This is a genomic window from Azoarcus sp. Soil_N_20, from assembly GCF_057656155.1.
Genome location: NZ_JBDGKX010000087.1, coordinates 1 through 227 on the forward strand (window position 1 = coordinate 1; position 227 = coordinate 227).

The 227-nt window shown below is 67.8% G+C and carries 1 protein-coding gene; it reads left to right on the plus strand.

Going from position 1 to position 227, the window contains the following annotated elements; translation table 11 throughout:
• Positions 1-227: TRAP transporter large permease subunit (locus tag AC3A35_RS28020; RefSeq protein ID WP_487439825.1), on the plus strand; the 227-nt coding region annotated here is incomplete at both ends.

Sequence of the window (227 nt, forward strand, 5' to 3'; positions counted from 1 at the left end):
CTGTCGGTGGTGCCGCTCTTCCTGCTGATGGGCCAGTTCGCCACCCATGGCGGCTTGTCCAAGGCCCTGTTCAAGGCTGGCAACGCCTTCATCGGTCACTGGCGTGGCGGCATGGCGATGGCGGGCGTGGCCTCGTGCGCCGGGTTCGGCGCGATCTGCGGCTCCTCGCTCGCCACCGCGGCGACGATGAGCCATGTGGTGCTGCCCGAACTGAAACGCCACCAGTA